The 24,040-nt window shown below is 72.5% G+C and carries 14 protein-coding genes; 11 read left to right on the top strand and 3 right to left on the bottom strand.

What is annotated here, in order from left to right:
- Positions 1-35 precede the first annotated feature (35 nt).
- The 3 genes from AB0412_RS21280 (at position 36) to AB0412_RS21270 (ending at position 5,497) form a co-directional block, all read left to right on the top strand.
- The gene (locus tag AB0412_RS21280) at positions 36-2,186 is read left to right on the top strand and encodes an ATP-binding protein (protein ID WP_366404156.1); all 2,151 of its coding nucleotides are present in this window, start codon (positions 36-38) and stop codon (positions 2,184-2,186) included.
- A gap of 125 nt (positions 2,187-2,311) precedes the next feature.
- Positions 2,312-3,928, top strand: coding sequence for a PucR family transcriptional regulator (locus AB0412_RS21275; protein WP_366404155.1), 1,617 nt, complete (start codon positions 2,312-2,314; stop codon positions 3,926-3,928).
- 123 nt (positions 3,929-4,051) lie between these two features.
- Positions 4,052-5,497: an aldehyde dehydrogenase family protein gene (locus AB0412_RS21270; protein WP_366404154.1), complete on the top strand. Its 1,446-nt coding sequence runs from the start codon at positions 4,052-4,054 to the stop codon at positions 5,495-5,497.
- A gap of 85 nt (positions 5,498-5,582) precedes the next feature.
- Here AB0412_RS21270 and AB0412_RS21265 read toward each other — a convergent pair whose 3' ends face one another.
- Complete coding sequence (locus tag AB0412_RS21265; RefSeq protein ID WP_366404153.1) at positions 5,583-8,423, bottom strand: glycoside hydrolase family 3 C-terminal domain-containing protein; 2,841 nt, start codon at positions 8,421-8,423, stop codon at positions 5,583-5,585.
- Between the two features lie 298 nt (positions 8,424-8,721).
- Here AB0412_RS21265 and AB0412_RS21260 point away from each other — a divergent pair, with 298 nt between their 5' ends.
- From AB0412_RS21260 to AB0412_RS21225, 8 genes are all read left to right on the top strand, one after another.
- Positions 8,722-10,410 carry an extracellular solute-binding protein gene (locus tag AB0412_RS21260; RefSeq protein ID WP_366404152.1) on the top strand — a complete coding sequence of 563 codons (1,689 nt, stop codon included), beginning with the start codon at positions 8,722-8,724 and terminating at the stop codon, positions 10,408-10,410.
- Between the two features lie 26 nt (positions 10,411-10,436).
- The gene (locus AB0412_RS21255) at positions 10,437-11,480 is read left to right on the top strand and encodes an ABC transporter permease subunit (protein ID WP_366404151.1); all 1,044 of its coding nucleotides are present in this window, start codon (positions 10,437-10,439) and stop codon (positions 11,478-11,480) included.
- Positions 11,477-12,397, top strand: coding sequence for a carbohydrate ABC transporter permease (locus AB0412_RS21250; protein WP_366404150.1), 921 nt, complete (start codon positions 11,477-11,479; stop codon positions 12,395-12,397). Before AB0412_RS21255 ends, AB0412_RS21250 begins: the two co-directional genes overlap by 4 nt.
- Before the next feature lie 69 nt (positions 12,398-12,466).
- Positions 12,467-14,644 carry a 1,4-beta-glucanase gene (locus AB0412_RS21245; RefSeq protein WP_366404149.1) on the top strand — a complete coding sequence of 726 codons (2,178 nt, stop codon included), beginning with the start codon at positions 12,467-12,469 and terminating at the stop codon, positions 14,642-14,644.
- Positions 14,644-16,611, top strand: a complete 1,968-nt coding sequence (locus AB0412_RS21240) for a beta-galactosidase (protein WP_366404148.1) — start codon at positions 14,644-14,646, stop codon at positions 16,609-16,611. The genes AB0412_RS21245 and AB0412_RS21240 overlap by 1 nt, the downstream gene beginning before the upstream one ends.
- The gene (locus AB0412_RS21235) at positions 16,608-18,812 is read left to right on the top strand and encodes a glycoside hydrolase N-terminal domain-containing protein (RefSeq protein WP_366404147.1); all 2,205 of its coding nucleotides are present in this window, start codon (positions 16,608-16,610) and stop codon (positions 18,810-18,812) included. Before AB0412_RS21240 ends, AB0412_RS21235 begins: the two co-directional genes overlap by 4 nt.
- 36 nt (positions 18,813-18,848) lie before the next feature.
- Positions 18,849-19,562 carry a hypothetical protein gene (locus AB0412_RS21230; RefSeq protein ID WP_366404146.1) on the top strand — a complete coding sequence of 238 codons (714 nt, stop codon included), beginning with the start codon at positions 18,849-18,851 and terminating at the stop codon, positions 19,560-19,562.
- A gap of 202 nt (positions 19,563-19,764) precedes the next feature.
- Complete coding sequence (locus tag AB0412_RS21225; RefSeq protein WP_366404145.1) at positions 19,765-20,598, top strand: carbohydrate-binding protein; 834 nt, start codon at positions 19,765-19,767, stop codon at positions 20,596-20,598.
- Positions 20,599-20,624: 26 nt separating this feature from the next.
- Here AB0412_RS21225 and AB0412_RS21220 read toward each other — a convergent pair whose 3' ends face one another.
- Both AB0412_RS21220 and AB0412_RS21215 read right to left on the bottom strand, forming a co-directional pair.
- Positions 20,625-22,688 (bottom strand): glycoside hydrolase family 31 protein, encoded by a 2,064-nt coding sequence (locus AB0412_RS21220; RefSeq protein ID WP_366404144.1) that lies wholly within the window; start codon positions 22,686-22,688, stop codon positions 20,625-20,627.
- Positions 22,689-22,800: 112 nt separating this feature from the next.
- Positions 22,801-23,814, bottom strand: a complete 1,014-nt coding sequence (locus AB0412_RS21215; protein ID WP_366404143.1) for a LacI family DNA-binding transcriptional regulator — start codon at positions 23,812-23,814, stop codon at positions 22,801-22,803.
- Positions 23,815-24,040: the final 226 nt, after the last annotated feature.

Below are 24,040 nucleotides of genomic sequence, written 5' to 3'. Positions count from 1 at the left end.
TGGTGGACGGAGCGGCTGGTCAGGGGGCAGGAGCGATGGACAGCGACGGGACGCAGGACGCGCGGGGTACGCATGCGAACCCTGTGCCGCGCCCGGCGGGGCCACCCGACGTGCCGAGCGCGCCCGCGGTGCCCCCGCGGCCCGCGCGGGCGCCGGGCATGCCGCCGCTGCCCGACGGCTCGGCGTTCCTCGCCTGGCTGCGCACCCCGCGCCCGGAGGCGCTGCCCGGGGTGTGGCGCTTCGGGCACCGGCCGCGACCGGAGGAGGAGCCCGAGCAGATCCCGGCCCGGCAGCTGCTCAGCGGCGCGCTGATCGCGTTCCTCGTGGGGTGGCTGATCTGGTCGCTGCTGTGGAACGGCTACCTCGGCGGCTTCTGGATGTGGCCCTACTACGCCGTCACCCCCGAGTCCTGGACCCAGCCGCAGACCGAGGGCGAGGAGGTCGTCGGGGCCGTCACCTCGTACCTCTACTACGGCCTCGTCGCCGTCATGATCATGGTGGGGGTGGGCCGGCTCGGGCGCTGGTCGGAGATCTGGCGCCGCTACGCCGTCCCGTCGCTGCGCCGGCTGACCGGGCCGCGCACCGAGGAGGCCCCGCCCGCCCCCGGCGAGGACCCCGCCACCTGGCCCGCGCTGCGCGCCGCCGGTGCCGTGGACGCCGCCGAGCGGCTCGCCGCCGACGCCCGCGCCGGACTGATGCGGGACGTCGACCACGCTCGCATCACCCGCGCCTGGCAGGGCGTGCGCAGCGGCCGGCACAGCCTCGCCACCTTCAGCGGCGCCGTGGTCAAGGACGGCGCCGCCGCCTGCCCGCACCCCTCCGGCGCCCGCGACCTGCCCGCCCGGCAGGCCCGGCACGACCTGGTCACCGGGCAGGTACGCCTGGGCACCACCGCCGACGACCCCCGCAACCCCTATGCCTACCGCGGCACCGGCCTCGCCCTCGGCCCCGACCTGCTCGGCACCTCCCTGCTCGCCGTCGGCCCCGCCGGATCCGGCAAGACCGCCGGGGTGGTCCGGCCGGTCGCCGAGTCGCTGTGCCTGCACGCCCTCGCCGGCCGGGCGGCCGTGGTCGTCGTCGGCGCGGCGGGCGCGGGACTCGGCCCGGCCGACGCCTACGACGTCGTGGTCCGCATCGGCAACCCCGACTCCGTGTACGACCTGGACCTGTACGGCGGCACCACCGACCCCGACGAGGCCGCGGCCGTGCTCGCCGAGGCGCTGTCCGGTGACCTGGCCGACCCGCACCCCGGCAGCGACAGCCGCCGTGCCACCACCGTGCTCGCCCAGCTCCTCGGCCCGTTCCGCGCGGTCCACGGCCGCTTCCCCTCCGTACCCGAACTGCGGCAGCTCCTCGACGGCGCCCCCGGCCCGCTGGCCGCCCTGCGTCAGGGGCTGACGGACGCGGGCCAGGACTCGCTGCTGCGCGAACTCGACGCCCGCGAACGGCAGCTGGCCCAGCCGGGCGACGTGGGCGGGATCCTCGCCGACCGGGTGGCACTGCTGGACCGGCCGGCCTTCGCGGGCTTCTTCGACACCTCCGGGCAGTCCCGGCCGTTCTCCCTCAAGGCCCTGGACCACCCGGTGCGGGTGCGCGTCGACCTGCCCGAGCGGGGGCACGCGGACGCCTCGCGGATGCTGGCGCGGCTGGTGCTCGCGCAGTTCACGGCGAGCGTGGCGGTGCGCGAGGACCGGTCCCTGTTCGCCTGCCTGGTGATGGACGACGCGACCGGCGTGGTCACCCCCGAGGCCGTCCGCGCCGTGCAGCGCCTGCGGTCGGCCAACGCCGGCGTGGTGCTGACCCTGCGCACCCTGGACGACGTACCGAGGCCGCTGCGCGGGCCGCTGCTCGGGGCCACCGGATGCCGGATGGCGCTGGCCGGGCTCACCCCCTGGGACGGGCAGGACTTCGCCGAGGTGTGGGGCAAGGAGTGGACCGAGGCGCGGGACGTCACCGACCGGCAGATCATCGCCGACAGCCCGGCGGGCAAGGCCGCGCACGCGCTGCGGCGGGCCATCACCGGCAAGGCGCCGACCGCGCGGGCCGTGACCGTCCGCCAGGTCGAGCGGGAGCGGTGGTCCGCGTCCGAGCTGGCGCACGGGCTGCCGCCGGGGCACGCGGTGCTGTCGCTGACCGACGTCAAGGGCGAGCACGCGCCGCCGCTGCTGGTGGATCTGCGGGGGTGAGCTGAACGGTCCGGCGTGCGGCGACCGTACAGTGAGGCAGAATCGACACAGGCCGTTCATACGAGGCGGCCAAAAGATCACAGCTCTCACACACCACCTGACGCAGATCGAAGGCCCCCGCCCCCATGCCGCCGACGCTCGCCTCGCTCGTCCACCACTCGGCCCTCAAGCTGACCGTGCGCGCGGGCGAGGACCGGCTCGACGTGCCGGTCCGCTGGGCGCACGTCAGCGAGCTCGCCGACCCCGTGCCGTACATGGAGGGCGGGGAGCTGCTGCTGATCACCGCGCTCAAACTGGACGCGGAGAACCCCGAGGCGATGCGCCGCTATGTGAAGCGGCTGGTCGGTGCGGGGGTCGTGGGGCTCGGCTTCGCCGTCGGCGTCAACTACGAGGACATCCCCGAGGCCCTCGTCCACGCGGCCGAGGAGGAGGGGCTGCCGCTGCTGGAGGTGCCGCGCCGCACCCCGTTCCTCGCGATCAGCAAGGCGGTGTCCGCCGCGATCGCCGCCGACCAGTACCGGGCGGTCACCGCGGGCTTCGCGGCCCAGCGGGAGCTCACCAAACAGGCCCTGACCGACGGACCCGAGGGTCTGCTCTCCGCCCTCGCCTCCCAGGTCGACGGATGGGCGGCGCTGTACGACGCGTCGGGCGCCGTCGTCGCCACCGCGCCGGAGTGGGCCGGCCGGCGGGCCGCGCGGCTCACCGCGGACGTCCAGCGGCTGCGGGAACGGCCCGCGCCCGCCTCCTCCGTCGTGGCCGGACCCGACCACGAGGACCGGGTGGAGCTGCACTCCCTCGGCACCGGCCGCCGCCCCCGCGCCGCCCTCGCCGTCGGCACCGCCGCCACCCTCGGCACCGCCGAGCGCTACGCCCTGCACTCCGCCATCGCCCTGCTCACCCTCACCACCGAACGCTCCCGCTCCCTGCACGCCGCCGAACAGCGCATCGGCGCCGCCGTGCTGCGCATGCTGCTCGCGGGGGAGCCGGACCACGCCCGCGCGGTCGCCGGAGACCTCTACGGCGGCCTGCTCGACGCGCCGTTCCGGATCGTCGTCGCCGAGACCGGGACGGCGGCAGCCGCCCGCGAGCGGGGCGAGACGGGCGGCGGCGACGCCCTCGGTGTCCTCGCCGAGGTGGTGGAGTCGGCCGCCGCCCGCTCGGGCGAGGCGGTGCTGGTCGTGCCCGAGGGGGAGCGGCTGGTGGTGCTGGCCGCGGACGGGGGTGCGGCCGTGACCGCCTGCTGCGACCACGCGGCCGGCCTGGAGGCGGCCCGGCCCGGCGGCACCACCCGCGAAGCCCTGACCGGTGCCGACGAGGACGAACTCGTCGTCGGCCTGTCCGCGCCCGCGGGGCCCATCGCCGCCTCCGCCGCCTACAAGCAGGCCGAACAGGCCCTGTCGGTGGCCCGGCGACGGGGCAGGGTGCTGGTGGAGCACGAGCAGATGGCCGCCGGGTCCGTGCTGCCGCTGCTCGCCGACGACGCGGTCAGGGCGTTCGCGGACGGACTGCTGCGGGCCCTGTACGAACACGACGCGACCGGCCGCGGCGACCTCGTCGCGTCCCTGCGCGCCTGGCTCTCCCGGCACGGGCAGTGGGACGCGGCGGCGGCCGACCTCGGCGTGCACCGCCACACCCTGCGCTACCGCATGCGCCGCGTGGAGGAGATCCTCGGCCGCTCCCTGGACGACCCGGACGTCCGCATGGAGCTCTGGCTGGCGCTGAAGGCGACCTCGACCGACTAGCCATTGCGTAGTGCCGCGCCATCCGACTGCTACGACTCGGACAAACGACCCCGCCCGACCCCGCCCCTACCGTGGATCCGTAACCCCTGTACTCACCCCCAACGCGGAAGGGCCGGGACTCTGATGACTTCCACCCACGCCTTCTGGCTCGCCGGCCGCCAGGCCACCGGCGAGGCCGCCTTCGACGTCACCTCCCCGTGGGACGGCCGGGTCGTCGGCTCGGTGAGCGTGCCCTCCGACGCCCAGGTCGAGGAGGCCGTGGCCGCCGCGTACGCCGTACGGGACGAGTTCGCCGCCACCCCCGCCCACGTCCGCGCCGCCGCCCTCGACCACGTCAGCCGGCGCCTGGTGGAGCGCACCGAGGAGATCGCGCAGCTGATCTCCGCCGAGAACGGCAAGCCCATCAAGTGGGCGCGCGGCGAGGTCGGCCGCGCCGTCTCCGTGTTCCGCTTCGCGGCCGAGGAGGCCCGCCGCTTCAACGGCGGCGAGGCCCAGCGGCTCGACACCGACCTCGGCGGCCAGGGCCGGCTCGCCTTCACCCGCCGCTTCTCCAAGGGCGTCGTGCTGGGCATCGCGCCGTTCAACTTCCCGCTGAACCTGTGCGCCCACAAGATCGCCCCGGCCATCGCCGCCGGCGCCCCGATCATCCTCAAGCCCGCCCCGGCGACCCCGCTGTCCGGGCTGATCCTCGGCGAGCTGCTCGCCGAGACCGAGCTGCCCGCCGGCTCGTGGAGCATTCTGCCGGTCCCCAACGACCGCATGCCCGCCCTCGTCCAGGACGAGCGGCTGCCGGTGATCTCCTTCACCGGCTCCGAGCAGGTCGGCTACGCGATCATGGACTCGGTGCCGCGCAAGCACTGCACCCTGGAGCTCGGCGGCAACGGCGCGGCCGTCGTGCTGGCCGACTGGGCGAGCGACGAGGACCTGGACCGGGCCGCGAACCGCATCGCGACCTTCTCCAACTACCAGGGCGGCCAGTCCTGCATCTCCGTGCAGCGCGTGATCGCCGACGCGTCCGTGTACGACCGGCTGCTGCCGCGCATCGTCGCCGCCGTCGAGGCGCAGGTCACCGGCGACCCGAGCGACGACAAGACCGACGTGGGTCCGCTGGTCAGCGAGGACGCCGCCAAGCGCGTCGAGGCGTGGGTGCAGGAGGCCGTCGAGGCCGGCGCCACGCTCCTCACCGGCGGCAAGCGCGACGGCGCCTCCTACGCGCCGACCGTGCTCACCGACGTGCCGGCCGATGTGACGATCTCCTGCGAGGAGGTCTTCGGGCCCGTGCTGACCGTGCAGAAGGTGGACGGCGAGGCCGCGGCCTTCGACGCCGTCAACGACTCCAAGTACGGCCTCCAGGCGGGTGTGTTCACCCACGACCTGCAGACCGCCTTCCGCGCCCACCGCGCCCTTGAGGTCGGCGGCGTGGTCATCGGCGACGTGCCCTCCTACCGGGCCGACCAGATGCCGTACGGCGGCGCCAAGCAGTCCGGTGTGGGCCGCGAGGGCGTGAGGTTCGCGATGGAGGACTACACCTACGAGCGTGTGATGGTCCTGACCGGCCTCGCCCTCTGACCCGGGTCCCACCCCGTCCGAAGGGGCCCGGCACCGAGCCTTCCGGTGCCGGGCCCCTTCTTTCGTGCCGGCCGCCTCCGGACCCTCAACCGGAGAAGCCGGCCCGCGCGAGCCGCACGGGGCCGCGCAGCCCGAGCCGCACGTCGTGCACGCCGGTGACGGCGGGCAGGGGGGCGCGGAGCGTGACGTAGTCGTAGGGGCCCTGGGTGGGTGCCGCCGGGGACAGCGAGGCGAGCACCGGGCCGCCGTCGAGGGACAGCTCCACCGTGCCGGAGCCGGCCACCTCGACGGACACCTCCTGCGTCCCGTCCCCGAAGTCGCAGTCACGGAACAGCAGTTCGCCCGTCCGGCCGCTCCTGGGGGTCACCGCGTCGCCGGAGACCTTGCCGCGGTCGACGATCTCGGTGCCGCGCTGTTCGTCGAAGTCCTCCGCGTTCAGGCCGCGTTCGAGGACGGGGCGGGGGGCGGTCGGCTCTCCGCCGAGGGTGATCGTCGTCCGCAGCCGGACGTCCTCGCTGGACGCGCCGGCCAGCAGCTCGTACGGGCCCGGTTCCACCCGCCAGCGGCCCACCCGGACGTCCCAGAACGCGAAGGCGGACAGCGGGAGTTCGAAGGCCGGCTCGGCCGATTCCCCGGGCGCGAGCGTCACGCGCCGGTGCGCCACGAGCTCGCGGCGCGGACGCGGGACCGAGGGGTCGACGGCCCGGGTGTACAGCTGGGCCACCTCGTCGGCGGTGACCGCACCGGTGTTGGTCACGGAGAAGGAGACGCGCACCGACTCGCTGGTGGCCCGCGCCGTCAACTCGCCGTAGGCGAAGGCCGCGTACGACAGGCCGTGCCCGAAGGGGAACAGCGGGGTGCCCTCGAAGTAGAGGTAGGTCTGGCGGGAGCCGATGACGTCGTAGTCGAGCAGGGGCGGCAGGTCGGCGTCGTCGGCGTACCACGTCTGCGGGAGGCGGCCGGCGGGGGAGACGTCACCGGCGAGCACCCGGGCCAGGGCGGTTCCCGCGGCCTGGCCGCCGTGGGCGGTCCACAGCATCGCCGAAAGGGGCGCCGGGTCGACGGCGTACGGGTACGCGGAGACCAGGACCAGCACCGTGTTCGGGTTGGCGGCGCGGGCCGCGCGCAGCAGCAGCTCCTGCTGGGCGGGCAGCCGCAGCGTCGTACGGTCCTCGGTCTCGCGCCCGTTGATGTGCGGGTCGTTGCCCGCGACCACCACGACCACGTCCGCGCGGGCGGCCGCCTCGGCCACCGCGTCCTCGCCGCGCGCGGCGACGACCAGCTCGAAGACCTCGGGATCCTCCCCGTCCGCGGCGGCAACCTTCACGCCGTCGGCGGCGACCTGCACATGGCGTCCTGTCCCCATGTGCCGGAGGAGGTGACCGTTCTCGTGCGGTTCGAGGCGAAACGTCTCCTGGACGATCCAGCCGCCCGGCTGGTCGGCGGAGGCGCGGAGGTAGCCGTCCTCGGCGACGGAGAGGTAGCGGCCGTCGGGCGCGCGCAGGGTCAGCACGCCCTCACCCCAGTCGACCAGGGCCAGCTCGGTGCCCTCAGGCGCCGTGGTGAGCGGGGGGAGGTCGGTGCGGCCCGCGAGCAGCGCCGGGTCGAGGGCGCCCTCGGTGCCGCGCGCCGCGTCGGGGACCTCGGGCGCGGGCGGCACGCGCAGGAAGGAACCGCCGGCCGTCCTCAGCAGGACGCGGTCCACGCCCTCCGCGAACTCCACGCGCTCGGCGCCGAACCGCTCGTAGAGGCCCTCCAGCGGGGTGGAGCGGTGGATGAGGGTGCCGCTGTACCAGTCGAGCTTGCACTCGTCGGCGAGCAGTCCGACGACCGCGATACGGGTGCGGGGGGCGAGCGGCAGCACGTCGTCGTTCTTCAGCAGGACGATCGCCTGCTCGGCGGCCTCCTGGGCGAGCGCCCGGTGCTCCGCGGTGTCGTACGCGCCCGTCTCGTCGTACTCCCCGTCGAACTCGCCGAGCCGGAACCGCACCGAGAGCTGGCGCCGGACGGCCGTGTCCAGGTCGGCCTCCGTCACCAGGCCCTGCTCGACAGCCGCCTCGACCCGCGCGACGATCGTCGAGCTGTCCGTGCCGTGATCGGTGAAGCTGTCGACGCCCGCCCGGAGGGCCGCCGCCGTGGCCTCCTCGTGGGTGTCGAAGTAGTGCTCGCAATCGACCAGGTTGGACGGCGCGCCCGCGTCCGAGCAGACCAGCAGCTCCTCCTCGGTCCACGTGCGCAGGTGCTCGCGCAGATACGGCGAGACGTGGTTCGGGCGGCCGTTGACCAGGTTGTACGCCGGCATCACGCCGGCCACCGCGCCCGCCTCCACGGTGTCGCGGAAGGCGCGCAGATCGTATTCGTGCAGCACCCGGGGCCGTACGGAGCTGGAGGAGGTGGCGCGGTCGGTCTCGTTGTTGTGCGCCAGCCAGTGCTTGAGCACCGGGGCCGTGCGCCAGTACGCGGGGTGATCGCCGCGCAGGCCCCGGGTGTAGGCGGTGGCGATCGCCGAGGTGAGCCTCGGATCCTCCGAGTAGCCCTCCTCGTTGCGGCCCCACAGGGGGTGGCGCAGGAGGTTCACGGTCGGGGCCCACACGTTCAGGCCGACCCGCTCGTCCCGGGCGCGCATCGCGCGGATCTCCCGGGACACCGCCTCGCCGACCCGGCGCACCAGCTCCGGGTTCCAGGTGGCTCCCAGGCCCACCGCCTGCGGGAACACCGTCGCCGGGCCCATCCAGGCGACGCCGTGCAGCGCCTCCTGGCCGGTGCGGAAGGCGCCGATGCCCAGGCGCTCGACGGCGGGCGCGAACTGGTGCAGGAACGCCGTCTTCTCGTCGAGTGTGAGCCGCGACAGCAGGTCGTCGATGCGCTTCGCGACCGGCAGTTGCGGATCGCGGAAAGGCAGCGTGGGCGGCGTCTGTGCGGTCACGTGGGGTTCCCCTCGGGATGGCGCGGCGAGGCGCTTTCGAAGCGCTTCGATGCTGATGCGGTGCGGGGTCGGGTGTCAAGGGATCCTGTCGTCGGGAGGCGAGCGCGCTGCGTGGATTCCTTGCGGTGTATGCCTGCGAGGCGACCGCGAGCCTCGTCAGGAATCTTGGGAGCGACCCTTGTGCACCCCTGGGCGTTCACTTAACCTCGCAGCAACATCGAAGCGCTTCGACACATTCACGCAATCGCAGCCGACGGCCACCGCCGGGTGTCCTGGTGCGCCATGAAGGGTTGACGCAATGACGCCGAACGCCGCCCCCGCCCCCTCCCGGCCCAGCCGGAGAAGCTTCCTCGCCTCCACCGCGGTCGCCACCGCAGCGGTGGCCGGAGGGATGCCGCTGCTCGCCGCCTGCGGTGGCGGACAGGAGGGCCGCAAGGAGGGCACGACCTCCGGCAAGGACGCCGAGAGGCTCCTCCCGGCGTTCGTCGCGTCCCACGTCGTCACCCCGGACATCCCCGCGAAGAACGGCTCGGCGGCCGGCTTCACCAAGGCGATCCCGACCGCCGAGCTGAAGACCTCGGTCCCGAAGCCGCTCGGCAGCGGCGGCAAGCTGACGATCATGTCCCCGTTCTGGGGCACCCCGCCCAAGGGCGACAACCCCTACTACACGGCGATGAACAAGGCCGCCGGCGTCGAGGTCACCTGGCAGAACCAGGACGGCGTCACCTACGACCAGAAGCTCGGCGCGATCCTCGCCTCCAGCGACATCCCCGACGTCGTGGTCGTCCCCGGCTGGAACCTGATGGGCCGCATCCCCAGCGCCATCAACGCCAAGTTCGCCGACCTCGGCCCGTACCTGTCCGGCGACAAGGTCAAGGACTACCCGAACCTCGCCGCCGTGCCCACCGAGGCCTGGCAGCGCGGCATCTTCGGCGGGCAGCTCCGCGCGATCCCCATGCCCGCCCCGTACATCACCGACATCGCGCCGCTGTACCGCAAGGACCTCTTCGACAAGGAGGGCTACGACGTCCCGGGGAGCCCCGAGGAATTCCTCGCCTGGGCGAAGGAGGCCACGAGCGCCAGGTCCAAGCGCTGGGCCTGCGACGACATGAAATGGACGGCGTTCAACATCTTCGGCGTCCTGTCCGGCAGCGACAAGGCGCTGTGGTGGAACCTCGAGGGCGACAAGCTGATCAACCGCGTCGAGACCGAGCAGTACCTCGAGGCCCTGGAGTGGACCCGCAAGCTCTACGCCGCCAAGGTGGTCCACCCCGACGCGGTCCAGGGCAAGGCGGGCGGCGACGCGGGCAACCGCTTCACCGCCGGTGAAGTGCTGGTCTACAACCAGAACATCTCCGACTGGTGGGGCAAGACCGCCGAACAGCGCACCCAGAACCCGGACTTCGAGATGGCCGCGTTCGACATCTTCGGCCCGGACGGCGGCGACCCCACGCTGTGGGCGGTGCAGCCGGCGAACATCTTCACCTTCGTGTCGAAGAAGGCGTCGAAGCAGCAGATCAAGGACTTCCTCGCGCTGTGCAACTTCTGCGCCGCGCCCTACGGCACCAAGGAGTTCATGCTCACCGCCTACGGCGTCGAGGGCACGGACTACGAGATCAAGGACGGCCTGCCGGTCAAGACGCAGCAGGGCGTCAACGAGGTCAACGGCGCCTACGACTACACCGGCAACCCGGCTCCCTACATCGCCTATCCCGACTTCCCGGACGTCACCCGCTCCATGGTCGAGTGGCAGCAGCGCATGGGCGCCTTCACCAAGAAGTCCTCCTTCTTCGGCCTGACCGTCACCGAGCCCAACCGCTGGTCCAACCTCGCCGACGACTTCGAGCAGTTGGAGGACGACGTGGTGCGCGGCCGCAAGAAGATCAGCGATGTGCAGCAGGCCGTGTCCGACTGGAGGAGCAAGGGCGGCGACGGACTGCGCGACTGGTACAGGAAGCTGCTCGACGACAACGGCTCGGCGAACTGACCCGGGGCGGACGCAAGGAGTAGGCCGTGTCGCACAGCACGGTGCCTCGGAGGACGACCGAGGCGCAGACAGCCGCGAAGATCCCGGCGCAGTCCGATGCGGGCGCCGGGCCGGAGCCGAGGAGAGAGCGGAAGCGAGCCGGCCGGCTGAGCCGGCGACTCAGATTCCGCCGGGACCGCACGCTGATCCTGATGACGGTGCCGGCCCTGCTGCTGGTCCTGGTCTTCAACTACATACCGATCCTCGGCAATGTGGTCGCCTTCCAGGACTACGACCCGTACCTCAGCGAGAACGGCTTCGTCGCCATCCTGGAGAGCCCCTGGACCGGCTTCCACCAGTTCGAGCGGATCTTCGCCGACTCGGCCTTCCGGCACGCGGTGCAGAACACCTTCGTGCTGTTCTTCCTCCAGCTCGTGCTGTACTTCCCGATCCCGATCCTGCTCGCGCTGCTCATCAACAGCGTGGTCAGGCCCCGGGTGCGGGCCGTCGCCCAGGCGATCATGTACCTCCCGCACTTCTTCTCCTGGGTCCTCGTCGTCACCGTCTTCATGCAGATCTTCGGCGGCGCGGGCATCATCGCGCAGACCCTCCGGCAGCACGGCTACGAGGGCTTCGACCTGATGACCGACCCGGAGGTCTTCAAGTACCTGGTGACGGCCCAGACCGTCTGGAAGGACGCCGGCTGGGGCATCATCGTCTTCCTCGCCGCGCTGTCGTCGGTATCGAACGACCTGTACGAGGCCGCGGCCATGGACGGTGCCGGGCGCTGGCGGCGCATGTGGCACATCACGCTGCCCGCGCTGCGTCCGGTGATCGCGCTGCTGCTGGTGCTGCGGGTCGGTGACGCGCTCACCGTGGGATTCGAGCAACTGCTGCTGCAACGGCAGGCGGTGGGCGTCGAGGCGTCGGAAGTGCTCGACACCTATGTGTGGTGGAACGGCATCCGCAACCAGGACTTCAGCTATGCGGCCGCCGCCGGGCTCATCAAGGGCGTGGTCGGACTGGCGCTGGTGCTGACCGCCAACAAGGTGGCTCATCTCATGGGCGAGCAGGGGGTGTACAAGAAGTGACCCCGGTGAAGAAGCCGAGTCCCTGGGCGGCACCGCCCCGGCCGGTCTGGGAGGAGGAGCCGTCGAAAGCCGGGCAGGCGGGCAAGGGCCTCGCCCTGGGACTGGCCTGTCTGGCGATTCTCTTTCCGCTGTGGATCGTGATCGTCACGAGTCTCCAGACGAAGAAGACGATCGACCAGGCCGGCGGTCTGGTGGTCATTCCCGAGAGCTTCACCCTGGTCGCCTACCAGGAGCTGCTGAGCGGCGGGCAGGTGCAGCGGGCCGCGCTGGTCAGTGTGGGCGTGACCGTGATCGGTACGGCGTTCAGCATGGCCGTGTCCGTGCTGTGCGCGTACGGACTGTCGCGCAGTGGGTCGCTGGGGCACCGGTGGATTCTGATGACCCTGCTCGCGACGATGTTCTTCGGCGCCGGGCTGATTCCCACGTATCTGCTGGTGCAGGCGCTCGGGCTGACGGACACGTATGCGGCGCTGATCCTGCCGAGCGCGGTGAGCGTTTTCAATATTCTGGTGCTGCGGGCGTTCTTCATGAATATTTCGCAGGAGCTCATCGACAGTGCGCGGATTGACGGGGCGGGGGACTGGCGGATTCTGTTCCGGATCGTGATGCCGCTCTCGCGGGCCGTGCTGGCGGTGATCGCGTTGTTCTATGCGGTGGGGTATTGGAGTGCCTGGTTCAATGCGTCTATCTACCTGACCGATCAGGACATGATGCCGCTGCAGAACGTGATGATCCAGCTGGTGCAGAAGCAGGAACGGCCGGTGGGGTTGTCCGCGCAGATCAATACCGGGCAGTTGTCGCCGTTGGCCATTCAGATGGCCGTGATGGTGCTGGCTTTGTTGCCGGTGGCTGTGTTGTCGCCGTTTGTGCAGAAGCATTTCAAGAAGGGGATGCTTACGGGGGCGGTCAAGGGGTGATGCGCTGAATTTCCGGCCGCGGGTTTCGTTGCCTGACTACTCCACTCGCCTAGTTGACGAGGTCCTGCCATGTTGGAATTCCCTTTGAGCCGGCGTTCCGTTCTTGCCGGAGCCGCTGTCGCTGCCGTCGGTGCTTCGCTTCCCGCAGTTCAAGCCCGCGCTGCCGAAAACTCTCGCTACCGCTGGCGGAACGTCGTCATCGGCGGTACCGGATTCATCACCGGAGTCCTCTTCCACCCCTCCGTGCGCGGACTCGCCTACGCCCGTACCGATATCGGCGGTGCCTATCGGTGGGACGACCGGAAGGAGCGGTGGACACCGCTGCTCGACCACATCGGCTGGGACGACTGGAATCTGCTCGGTGTCGAAGCCATGGCCGTCGATCCCGCTCACCCCGACCGGCTCTACCTCGCCGTCGGCACGTACAGCCAGCCGTGGGCCGGGAACGGGGCCGTGCTGCGGTCCGAGGACCGGGGGGCGAGCTGGGAGCGTACGGATCTCGCCGTCAAGCTCGGGGCCAACGAGGACGGGCGCGGGACCGGGGAGCGGCTGCTCGTCGATCCACGGGACAGTGACACCCTGTGGCTCGGCACCCGGCACGACGGGTTGCTCAAGTCGACGGACCGAGGAGCCACTTGGGCTCCCGTGACCGGATTCCCCGCTGCTCCCTCCGCCACCGGCCAGGGCGTCACCCTCCTCGTCGCGGCTGGGCGGGCCGTCTACGCCGGCTGGGGCGACGGCGGCTCCGCCCACCTGTTCCGAAGCCTCGACGGCGGCACCTGGGAGGCCGTCCCCGCGCAGCCCTCCGGCGCCGCCGCCCGCGTGCCCATCCGTGCCGCCTACGACCGGCACACCCGCGAGCTGTACGTGACCTATGCCGACGCGCCCGGGCCCAACGGGCAGTCCGACGGCAGCGTGCACAAGCTGCACACGCGCAGCGGCAGATGGACCGAGGTCACCCCCGCCGTGCCGGACGGCTCCGCCGACACCTTCGGCTACGGCGGTGTCGCCGTGGACGCGCGCCGCCCCGGCACCGTCGTCGTCTCCACGAACAACCGCTGGGCGGCCGTCGACACCCTGTACCGCTCCACCGACGGCGGACGCAGCTGGCGCTCGCTGAAGGACTCCGCGGTGCTCGACGTCTCCGAGACGCCCTACCTCAAGTGGGGTGAGGACCAGCCCAAGTTCGGCTGGTGGATCCAGGCGCTCGCCGTCGATCCGTACGACTCGGAGCACATCGTGTACGGCACCGGCGCCACCCTCTACGGCACCCGGGACCTCACCCACTGGGCCCCGCAGATCCGCGGGCTGGAGGAGACGGCCGTCCGTCAGCTGATCTCGCCGCCCGTCGGCGCCGCGCACCTGATCAGCGGCTGCGGCGACATCGGTGTGCTGTACCACGACCGGCTCACCGCCTCCCCCTCCCGCGGCATGGCCACCGATCCCGTCTTCGGCTCCGCCACCGGGCTCGCCCAGGCAGCCCGCAGACCCGCCTACGTCGTCCGGGCCGGCTTCGGCGACCACGGCAACGGGGCGTACTCCGCGGACGGCGGACGCACCTGGGCGCCCTTCGCCGCGCAGCCCGCCCTCGCCAAGGACGCGCCGGGGCCGATCGCCACCAACGCCGACGGCACCGCACTGCTGTGGTCCTTCGTGCACTGGGACGGCACCAAGCACCCCGCCCACCGCTCCACCGACAACGGCACCACCTGGTCCGAGGTCCCCTCCTTCCCCAAGGGCGCCACCCCGGTCGCCGACCCGGCCGACCCCGCCGTCTTCTACGCGTACGACACCGACACGGGAACGCTCCTCGCCAGCACGGACAGCGGCCGTACCTTCACCGCGCGGGCCACCGGACTGCCCTCCGGGGACAGCCAGTTCAAGCTGGTCGCCGCGCCCGGGAGGTCCGGCGACCTGTGGCTCAGCACCAAGTGGAACGGGCTGTACCGGTCCACCGACGGCGGTGCCGGCTTCACGAAGGTCGCCAGCTGCTGGGCCTCCTACACCCTCGGCTTCGGCAAGGCCGCCGACGGCGCCGCGTACCCGGCGATCTACCAGGTGGGCTCCACCGAGGCGATCACGGCCGTCTACCGCTCCGACGACGAGGCCAGGAGCTGGGTGCGGATCAACGACGACGCCCATCAGTGGGGCTGGATCGGCGAGACCGTCACCGGGGATCCGCGCGTGTACGGGCGGGTCTACCTCGCCACCAACGGGCGCGGCATCCAGTACGGGGAGCCCGTCTGATGCCACGGCTCGGCGATGTCACGCGCGAACGCATCCTCTACGGCGGTGACTACAACCCCGAGCAGTGGCCCGAGGAGACCTGGCAGGAGGACGTCCGGCTGATGCGGGAGGCCCGGGTCAACTCCGTGACCCTCGGGGTCTTCTCCTGGGCCAGACTCGAACCGCGCCCGGGGGAGCGGGACTTCGGCTGGCTGGACCGGCTGATGGACCTGATGCACGAGGCCGGCATCGGCGTCGTCCTCGCCACCCCGACCGCCTCGCCGCCGCCCTGGATGGGCCACCTGCACCCCGACACCCTGCCCCGCGACGAGCAGGGCCGTACCGAGTGGTGGGGCGGCCGGCAGCACTTCTCCCACTCCAGCGCCACCTACCGCCGCTACGCCGCAGCCATCACCGAGGACCTGGCCGCCCGCTACGGCACCCATCCCGCCCTGACGATGTGGCACATCAACAACGAGTACTGCACCTACGACTGGGGCGACGAAGCCGCCGCCCGCTTCCGTGACTGGCTGCGCGACCTGTACGGCACCCTCGACGCCCTCAACACCGCCTGGGGCACCGCCTTCTGGAGCCAGGGCTACGGCGACTGGGCCGAGGTCCACACGCCCCGGCACGCCCACTACATGAAGAACCCCACCCAGGTGCTGGACTTCAGACGCTTCACCTCCGACATGCTCCTGGAGTGTTACACCGCCGAACGCGACATCGTCCGCCGCCACACCCCGCACGTGCCGGTCACCACCAACTTCATGCCGCTGTGGGCGGGGCAGGACGCCTGGCGGTGGGCCGAGGAGGAGGACGTCGTCTCCGTCGACCTCTACCCCGACCCGCGCGACCCGCTCGGCGCCCAGAGCGGGGCGCTGGTGCAGGACATGACGCGCTCGCAGGCGCGCGGCCCCTGGGTGCTGATGGAGCAGGCGGCCGGCCCGGTCAACTGGCGGGGCGTGAACCATCCCAAGCCGCGCGGCCTCAATCGCCTGTGGTCGCTGCAGGCCGTCGCGCGGGGAGCGGACGCCGTCTGCTACTTCCAGTGGCGCCAGTCCCGGCAGGGCGCGGAGAAGTTCCACTCCGGGATGGTCAGCCACGCGGGCCCGCAGGGGCGGACGTACCAGGAGGTCAAGCAGCTCGGCGCGGACCTCGCCCGGATCGCGCCCCACGTCTGCGGCGGGCAGGTCACGGCCGATGTCGCCGTCCTGCACGACTGGCACTCCTGGTGGGCCGGCGACCAGGAGGGGAGGCTCTCCCGCGAGGCCGGCCATCCGGACCTCCTGCGCTCCTGGCACCGCGCGCTGTGGCAGGCCCACCTCACCACCGACTTCGCCCACCCCGAGCACGACCTGTCCGCGTACCGCCTGGTCGTCGTCCCCCAGCTCTACCTCCTCACGGACGCGGCCCTCGCCAACCTCACCGGCTACGTGCGCGGCGGGGGCACCCTCGTCTGCGGCTTCCTCACCGGAGTCGCCGACCAGGACGACCGCGTACGCCCTGGCGGCATGGACGTCCGCCTGCGCGAGCTCTTCGGCATTCGCACGCTGCACGAATGGTGGCCGCTGGAGGCGGGGGAGACCGCCGAGTGCGAGGGCTTCTCCGGCACCGTGTGGTCGGAGGAACTCGAGCCCGACGGCACCGCCGACGAGACGATCCCCTACAAGGGCGGCGAGCTCGACGGACTGCCCGCCGTGCTGCGCAAGGGCCGCGCCTGGTACCTCTCGACGCTCCCCGAACCGGAGGCGCTGCGGGAGCTGCTGGCCCGGATCGCCGCCGGCGCGGGGGCCCGGCCGGTGCTCGACGGGCTCCCGGAGGGGGTGGAGGCGGTGCGCCGCGGCGAGCTGCTCTTCCTGCTCAACCACGGCCGCCGGCCGGTGACCGTCGAGATCCCGGGCCCGCACCGCGACCTGCTCACGGGGACGACCGTCACCGGCCGGATCACCCTCGGCCGCCACGGCGTGGCGGTGCTGCGGTCATGAACGCCACGCCCGTCCACGGCACCTGGGAGCCCCGCCCGGCCGGCCGCTGGGAGGACGCCTTCCTCAGCGGCAACGGCCACCACGGCACCCTCGTGTTCGGCGATCCGAACGACGAACGGGTCATCGTCACCCATCACACCCTGGTCCGCCCCGTCGAGGGCGACGACGAGCACCGCACGCCTCCCCGGCTCGCGGACCTGCTCCCCGCCCTCCAGGACCGTCTCCTCTCCGGCGACCCGACCGCCGGCGAGGACTTCACCGACGGCCGCACGACGAGGTGGGTCCGGCCCTTCCACCCGGCCTTCCAGGTGCGGGTGCGCCGCCCGGACGGGGACCTGCGCCGCTACCGCCGCACGGTCGACTTCGCCACCGGCGTGACGGAGGCGGCCTGCGACGGCTGGACCAGCCGCGCCTTCGTCTCCCGCGCCGACGACGTGATCGTCCAGCACGTCACCACCCCCGGCACCCTCGACATCTCCCTGGACCACCGCCTGCCCGGCGCCCCCGCCGCGCTGGCCGTCGGCCACAGCGCCGTCCGCACCCCCGAGGGCGCCCTGCTGAGCCTGCGCGCCCGCTACCCCGGCAGCGCCCTCGGCTACACCGGCGTCACCCTGATCGCCCCCACCGGCGGCACGACCACGCTCGCCCCTCCCGGCGCCCGCATCGAGGGCGCGCGGTCCGTGCTGCTGCTCACCCGCGTGCGGCGGCACACCGGCGAGGCGGACGTCGTGGCCGAGGGCCGCGCCCTGCGCGACCTGCTCGCGGACACGGCCGGAGCGTCGTACGACGCCCTCCTCGGCCGGCACCTGCCCCACCACCGCACCGCCTACGCCCGCGTCACCCTCGACCTCGCCGCCGACCCGGCCGAACGCGCCCTGCCGGGCTCCGAGTTGCTCACCCGACCGCACAGCCCCGCCCTCGCCGAACGGCTCTTCGCGGCCGGCCGCTACCACCTGCTGTCCGCCAGCGGGCTCCTCCCGCCCCGCCTCACGGGCCTGTGGACCGGCGACTGGAACACCGCCTGGTCCGGCGCCTTCACCCTCGACGCCAACCTCAGCCTCCAGACCGCCTCCGCCGCCGCTGCCGCCCTCCCCGAGGTCACCGAGGCACTCGCCGCCTTCGTCCAGCGCCAGCTGCCCGACTGGCGCGACAACGCCCGCGCGGTCTTCGGCGCCCGGGGCGCGGTCGCGCCCGCCCACAGCGACGGGGAGTCCGGGCACAGCTACCACTTCAGCCGCGAGTACCCCCTGCACCTGTGGACGGCGGGCGCCGACTGGCTGCTCAAGCCCCTTCTCGACCACGACGAGACCCGTGGCGCCCGCGACCCGCGCACCGTCGCCGCCCTCGCCGAGGTCGCCGCGTTCTACGAGGACTTCCTCACCCGCACCGGATCCGACGGCCGTGTCGCCGTCGTCCCCTCCTACTCACCCGAGAACCGCCCCGCCAACGCGAGCTGGGTCACGGTCAACGCGGCCATGGACCTCTCCGCGGCCCGCCACGCCCTGCTGACCGCCGCCGACCACCACCCGGAACACGTCGGCCGCCGGCGCGCGCTCGCCGACCGCCTCCCGCCCCACCGGATCAACCAGGACGGCGCCCTGGCCGAATGGGCCTGGCCCGGCCTGGAGGACTCCTACGACCACCGCCACCTCAGCCACCTCTACGGCGTCTGGCCCCTGGACGAGATCAACCCCTACGACACCCCCGGCCTGGCCGCCGCCGCCCACCGGGCCCTCGAACTGCGCGGCGCCGAGAACGACTCCGCGCACGGCCATCTGCACCATGCCCTGATCGCCGCCCGGCTCCGCGACGCCGAGCGCGTCGCCCACGCGCTCGCCCAGGTGCTGGAGGGCGACTTCTTCCACGCCTCCCTGATGAGCGCGCACTACCCACGCCGCGACGTCTACAACGCGGACGCGGCGCACACCCTGCCTGCCGTCCTCATCGAGTCGCTCGTCCAGTCCACCCCCGACCGGCTGGTCCTCCTGCCCGCGCCCCTCCCGGCGTACCCGAGCGGCAGCCTGCGCGGCGTGCGCACGCGCTGCGGCGCGACCGTCGACCTCACCTGGACCCCGGACGGCGCCACGGCCGTCCTGCGCCCGACCCGCGATCACCGCATCGAGCTGTGGACTTCCACCGGCGCCGAGTCCCTCGACCTGGTCGCCGGAGAAGACCGCGTCCTCACCCTGAAGACGTGGTGAAGGACCGCACATCCCCCCACCCATGGAAGGAAAGCCATGGCAACAAGAACACCGAGCGGGCTCACCAAGGCCCTGCTGGCCCCCGCCCTCGCGCTCGGCGCCACCGTCGCCCTCGCCTCCGCGCCCGCCCACGCCGCCGTGTGGAACTCCTGCGACCAGTGGGGCAACACCGGCCTCGACGGCTACACCCTCTACAACAACATCTTGGGCTCCGGCGCCGGCAGTCAGTGCATCTGGGCCAACTCCGGCACCAACTGGGGCGTCTGGGCCGACCACCCCAACACGGGGGGCATCAAGTCCTACCCCAACGCCAAGAGGGTGATCAACAAGCCGATCACCTCCCTCGGCTCCCTCACCAGCAGCTACAACGTCACCGTCCCGTCCTCGGGCGCGTACAACACCTCGTACGACATCTGGGACACGGACTACGACTACGAGATCATGCTGTGGGTCAACCACAACGGCGCCGTGGGCCCGCTCGGCAGCCCCCAGGGCACGGTCACCCTCGGCGGCCACACCTGGAACGTCTACAAGGGCGACAACGGCGCAAACCAGGTCTTCTCCTTCCTGCGCACCTCGGACTCGAACTCCGGCACGGTCGACATCCTCCCCGTCCTGAAGTGGATCAAGGACAGCAAGGGCTGGATGGGCAACGAGACCATCGGTGACGTGCAGTTCGGCTACGAGATCACCTCGTCGGCGGGCGGCCTGGACTTCCGCACCAACCACCTGACGGTCTCGGGCGGCTAGCACGGCGCCGGGCCTTCCATAACGCCGTCCAGGGGCCGGAGCGGGAGCTCCCCGCACGGGGGACGGCGCGACTACGGTGGCCCGCGATCACCACCGGAGCGCGCCCGCGCCACCATCACTGTCCGCCCCGCGGGCGCGGGCGCGCTCCGTGTCAGGCACATCCCGTCCTTCCGCCCCCACCGAGGAGACCGAGGAGACCGCCATGACACGCTCCCGTCCCCAACCGCCCGACGCCGACGGCCCCGACGGCCGGATCAGCCGCAAGAACCTGCTCAGGGCGGCCGTCGCCGCCGGCGCCGCCGTCCCGCTGCTCGCCACCGGCACGGTCGCGCTCGCCCGGGACACCGGTGCCCGGCAGCAGCCCCTCACCCCGACGCCGTACTGCGACGACGGCGACGATCCCACGCCCGACCAGATGGAGGGCCCGTACTTCAAGCCGAACTCCCCGCGGCGCACCAACCTCGTCGCCCCGGGCAGCCCCGGCACCCGGCTGACCGTCAGCGGATATGTCTTCGGCCGCGACTGCACCCCGCTCCCCGGCGTCCTGCTGGACTTCTGGCAGGCGGACAACGCGGGCGCCTACGACATGACCGGATACGCCTTCCGCGGGCACCAGTTCACCGACGCCGCCGGCGCCTTCGCCCTGCAGACGATCGTGCCCGGCCTCTACCCCGGCCGCACCCGGCACCTCCACGTCAAGGCCCAGGCCCCCGGTGAGCCCGTGCTCACCACCCAGCTGTACTTCCCCGGCGAGCCGCGCAACAGCACCGACGCCCTCTTCGACCCGGCGCTGCTGATGAACGTCCGCGACGGCGGCGGGGGCCGGCAGGGCACCTTCGACTTCGTGCTCGACGTGACGGGCGGGCCCACCGACCCGCCCACCGACCCGCCGGACGGCACCTGGGCGCCCGGCCGGCCGTACGCCGCGGGCGACCGGGTCACCTACGGCGGCGCCGCCTACCGCTGCCTCCAGGCACACACCTCCCTCACCGGCTGGGAGCCGCCCAACGCCCCCGCCCTGTGGGGCCGCGCCTGACCCGCACACCCCTGGAACGGGGCGGGCTACGGCTCCCGGACCGGCAGGCTCGCCCCGTCCCTGAGGAACAGCGGGATGCGGTCCAGCGGCGCCTCCACCGTGACCGCCACGCCACCCTCGTACGTCACGCCGGTCCACGCGTCCGTCCAGCGCGCCCCCGCCGGCAGGTAGGCCGTGCGGGCGGTGGCGCCCGCCGTCAGCACCGGGGCGACCAGCAGATCACGCCCGAAGAGATACGCGTCGTCCACCGACCACGCGGCCTGGTCGCCGGGGAACTCCAGGAACAGCGGCCGCATCACCGGCAGCCCCTCCTCGTGCGCCTCCCGCATGACCTCCAGCACATACGGCTTCAGGCGCTCACGCAGCCGCAGGTACCGTTCGAGGATCGCCCCGGCCTCCTCCCCGTAGGACCACACCTCGTTCGGGCCGCCCGTCATGTCCGGGCCGAGCGGCATGCCCGGATCGCGGAAGCCGTGCAGCCGCATCAGCGGGGACAGCGCGCCGAACTGGAACCAGCGCACCAGCACCTCGCGGTACGCCGGGTCGTCCGGGTCGCCGCCGTGGAAGCCGCCGATGTCGGTGTTCCACCAAGGGATGCCGGACAGCGCGGTGTTGAGCCCCGCCGCGATCTGGCGGCGCAGGGTCGCGAAGTCGGTGCCGATGTCACCGGACCACAGGGCGGCCCCGTAGCGCTGGCTGCCCGCCCACGCCGAGCGGTTCAGCGTGACCACCTCGGACTCCCCGGCCGCGCGCAGGCCCTCGTAGAAGGTGCGGGAGTTCTCCGCCGGGTACAGGTTGCCGACCTCCAGGCCGGGCCCCGCCCAGTAGCGCAGGTTCTCGGAGAAGCCCGGCTTCAGCTCCGGCTCGCAGGCGTCCAGCCAGAACGCGGTGATGCCGTACGGGTCGAGGTAGTTCTCCTTGATCCTCGACCACAGGAACTCCCGTGCCTCCGGGTTGGTGGCGTCGTAGAAGGCGACCTGGACCGGGGTGGCGACCTCCTTGTCCGGCCAGTCGGCGTGCGCCGTCGGCCCGTACTGGGTGCCGATGAAGTAGCCGCGCTGCTCCATCACCGTGTGGTTCTCGCTCAGCGGCGACACCGACGGCCAGACGCTCACCACCAGCTTCACGCCCAGCTCGTCCAGTTCGCGCACCATCGCCGCCGGGTCGGGCCACTCGGCCGGGTCGAACCTCCAGTCGCCGAGGTGGGTCCAGTGGAAGAAGTCGCACACGATCACGTCCAGCGGCAGGCCCCGGCGCTTGTACGCGCGGGCCACCTCCAGCAGTTCGTCCTGCGTCCGGTAGCGCAGCTTGCACTGCCAGAAACCGGCCGCCCACTCGGGCAGCATCGGCGTCCGGCCGGTCACCGCGCTGTACCGGCGCTGGGCGTCGGCCGGCCGGCCGGCGGTGATCCAGTAGTCGATCTGCCGGGCCGAGTCCGCCACCCACCGGGTGCCGTTGTGCGCCAGCTCGACCCGGCCGATCGCCGGGTTGTTCCACAGCAGGGTGTAGCCGCGGCTGGAGGTCAGCACCGGGACGCTCACCTCGGCGTTGCGCTGCACCAGATCGACGACCAGGCCCTTCTGGTCCAGCCGCCCGTGCTGGTGCTGGCCGAGCCCGTACAGCTTCTCGCCGTCGTAGGCGGCGAACCGCTGCTCCAGCCGGTGGTGACCGTTGCCGACCGCCGTGTACAGCCGCGGGCCCGGCCACCAGAAGTGCGCGCGGTCCTCGGCCAGCAGTTCACCGCCGTCGGCGGTGCGCAGGAAGCGGACCATGCCCTCGGCGTCGACCTCGGCGGTCAGCGCGCCGACGGTCAGCGTGCCCCGCCCGTCCTCGATCTTCACGGTGCTCTCCGTGGGCGGCGCCTCGTCGAGCAGGGCACCGGGCAGACCGGGCAGCACCGGCCCCCCGAGCCGGGCCCGCACCCGGACCGCGTCCGGACCCCACGGCTCGATCCGTACGGTCTCCTGACGGCCGCTCCACTCCAGCGCACCGTCCCGCTCCCGGAAGGTGCCGACGGTGGGCGAGGACTGGGCGAGGCTGACCTTGGGCTGCGTCTCGGCGGGCTGAGCGGACTGCGCGGACTGTGTCACGAGGCGTGCTCCTGAAGGAGTGCAGACATGGGGGTGCCCTGAGAGGGCGCGTGGCCGGTGATGCGGGGAACGGTGATGCGGGGAACGGTGATGCGGGGGAGTGGGTGCGGTGTTACGGCTGTGCGGGCGCCGGTCCCGAACTCGCCCGTACCGTCAGCTCGGGCGGCAGCAGCACGACCTCGTCGCCGCCCCGCCCGTCGAGCTTGGCGACCAGGTGTTCCACGGCGTGCCGGCCCATCTCCTGAGCGGGGATGGCGACGGCCGTCAGCCGCACCGAGGCCTGCACGGCGACCTGTTCCGGACAGATCGCGACCACGGACACGTCCTCGGGCACGGCCCGCCCCTGCTGACGCAGCAGCGCGAGCAGGGGTTCGACCGCCGACTCGTTCTGCACCACGAAGCCGGTGGTGCCCGGCCGTTCGTCGAGGATCCGGGCGAGCGTGACGGCCATCGCGTCGTACCCGCCCTCGCACGGCCGGTGCAGCAGCCGCAGCCCCAGCTCCCGGCCGCGGGTGCGCAGTCCGTCGAGGGTGCGCTCGGCGAACCCGGTGTGCCGCTCGTACACCGCGGGGGCCTCCCCGACGACGGCGACGTCACGATGCCCCAGCATCGCCAGATGCTCCGCGCACAGTGCCCCGGTGGCCTTGAAGTCCAGGTCGACGCAGGTCAGTCCGGTGGTGTCGGCGGGCAGCCCGATGAGCACCGCCGGCTGGTCGGTCTCCCGCAGCAACGGCAGCCGCTCGTCGTCCAGTTCGACGTCCATCAGGATCATCCCGTCGGCGAGCCCGCTGCCGGCCACGCGGCGCACCGCGTCGGGACCCTCCTCACCGGTGAGCAGCAGCACGTCGTACCCGTGCGTACGGGCCGTGGTCGCCACGGCGATGGCGATCTCCATCATCACCGGCACATACATGTCGGTACGGAGCGGGATCATCAGCGCGATGATGTTCGACCTGCTGCTGGCCAGGGCGCGCGCCCCGGCGTTCGGGTGGTACCCGAGTTCGCGGATGCTCCGCTCGACCCGCTGCCGGGTGGTCGCGGAGATGGACCGCTTGCCGCTGAGGACATAGCTCACCGTGCTCGCCGAGACTCCGGCGTGCTGGGCGACCTCGGCGAGGGTGACCATCCAGCTCTCCAAGCTTTGTGAAGCGCTTCGACAGTGCGCAGAACCAACAAGGGCGAGTGAGGGTGGTTCGACAGTAGCTCCAGCGGAGGTGGGTGTCCATAGGATGTCGAAGCGCTTCGACAGCTTTCTTCCGTGCAGTCTCCGTGCGATCGCCGTCACGGACCGCGGGTGCCGTATCGGCCGAACGGCCGCACGAAGGGTGGTGGGGTCGCTACGAATCGGGTAC

Source organism: Streptomyces sp. NPDC052012, from assembly GCF_040689265.1.
GTDB lineage: Bacteria > Actinomycetota > Actinomycetes > Streptomycetales > Streptomycetaceae > Streptomyces.
This window is presented reverse-complemented; position numbering and strand designations above follow the sequence as displayed.